Source organism: Kluyvera sp. EC_51 (assembly GCF_019584505.1).
GTDB lineage: Bacteria > Pseudomonadota > Gammaproteobacteria > Enterobacterales > Enterobacteriaceae > Kluyvera > Kluyvera sichuanensis.
Window position 1 is genome coordinate 1 of record NZ_VDAG01000047.1, and the last position, 1,980, is coordinate 1,980.

2 protein-coding genes are annotated in these 1,980 nt (G+C 48.2%); both read right to left on the reverse strand.

Features of this window, described 5'->3' with window-relative positions:
* Positions 1-442 precede the first annotated feature (442 nt).
* A complete protein-coding gene (locus tag FHC49_RS11370; protein WP_001572362.1) occupies positions 443-1,465 on the reverse strand; it encodes an IS110 family transposase in 1,023 nt (340 codons plus the stop codon).
* Positions 1,466-1,873: 408 nt separating this feature from the next.
* The coding region (locus tag FHC49_RS11375) for an IS1 family transposase (protein ID WP_000300949.1) at positions 1,874-1,980 on the reverse strand (107 nt) is incomplete at its 5' end.

Sequence of the window (1,980 nt, forward strand, 5' to 3'; positions counted from 1 at the left end):
CTATCGCTGGATCGCACGCGAGCTCGGTATCAGCAAGAATACCGTCGCTGACATCGTGCAACGACACAGAGCTAACGCTTAGGGTGTCATTTCGCCCTCAGCCGGAACCGACCCCTACAATGTTGTATGATTCGCAGATGGACTCTTAGAAGGGGTCAGTTTGGATATCGAAAATTATTGTACTATAAGGGCTTCCCCGGCGTGTCAACGCCGGTGTTTATGGTTTCTGTCTGCTCTTCAGTAAAAATAAAGGGGAGAGACTGCGGTACTATAAACGGCCATGATGAATCGTCATCGATTCGGACCCTGATGAAAGACGCGCGTGAGGTTCTTGTTCGTTAAGCGGATACGTATATCCTGTACAATAGCCAGATAGGCCTCACGGGGTCTAACCCTTTATCATCAACGAATTGCAGGTCAGATGGTTATTTTGTTTCGTGCTTTAGCTGGCTGAGTACAGCCTGAAATCATCACCGTAATGCAATGATGCCCAGCACAGCCTTGCGTTTTTGGCGGCGATGGCTACAACGGCACGCCAGTATCCTCTGCGATCGACCAGTGAACAGACCCAACGACTGAATAAATCAGTCCTTTTCTCGGCACCAATCAGAACCGAACGAGCCCCCTGAACCAGTAGCGTTCGCAGATACGAATCGCCAGCTTTAGTTATCCTGCCAAGCTTTGATTTCCCACCACTGCTGTACTGCGATGGCGTTAGTCCCAGCCAGGCTGCCAGTTGTCGCCCATTTTTAAAATCGTGTGCATTACCGATACTGGCGACCAGCGCACAGGCCGTTGTGGGACCAATCCCTTTCAGTTCCATCAATCGCTGGCTGCGGTGATCTGTTTTTGCCATGCGGGACAAAATCCGGTCATATTCAGTAATATTATCTTCAATACGATCAATGTGTTCCAGCAGGTCATTAACACATTGTTGAACCTGAAGTGGCAAAGAACTCTTCTGCTCAGAAACCATGTGACGCAGGGCATCTGTACTTTGTGGGGCGATGACACCGAATTCCGATATCAAACCTCTCAATCGGTTATATGTTGCTGTTTTCTCTTCGATAAAACCCTGTCTGATACGGTGTAGGCATTGCATCGCCTGCTGGCTCTCATCCTTCACTGGTACAAACCGCATATGCGGGCGACGAACTGCTTCACAGATAGCCTGAGCATCAGCTGCATCATTTTTGCCTGATTTACCGGCCATGCGGTAAGGAGATACAAATTTAGCAGCCATCAGCCGTGGTTCATGACCATATTGCCGAAACAACCTTGCCCAGTAGTGAGCCCCGGAGCATGCCTCCATCCCGATAACACAGGGAGGTAAACTGGCAATCAGCTCAGGAAGGGCAGCACGCGATACTTTGGGTTTAACCAGAACAGTTTTACCGTGTTGGTCAACGCAGTGAACAGCGAACACATTTTTAGCAAGATCGATACCGACAGTCGTGATGGTCATAACGAATCCCTCCGGGGCTATGTTTACCCCATGATTGCACAAGAGTTAATCAGGCGCATATCCAGGGGAAGTCCCTTCCATTCGTTAAGCTCATTTTTTAATCATTTCTGGTTTTTTTGGAAACGTAATATTCTGGATGTTAAGACGGTCATGCGGGGACATTGAACACAGATAATCATGTCCAGGTACGAACGTCCCATATAGAGTGTGAGCATTGATCGTGCTGTATTTTCGTTTATAGTAGATAGATTCTGTATCATACAGAGCACGTGGTCAGCACTAAAGTACATTACGCTGACTTATTCTGTTCACTGAGGGCTGAGTACCTGCTTTCAAGGATTTATCTGCTGATCATGCGCATTACGCCACCCTGAGTTTTCCCTTCCTCCGCCGGGTAATAACTCCAACTTATTGATAGTGTTTTATGTTCAGATAATGCCCGATGACTTTGTCATGCAGCTCCACCGATTTTGAGAACGACAGCGACTTCCGTCCCAGCCGTGCCAGGTGCTGCC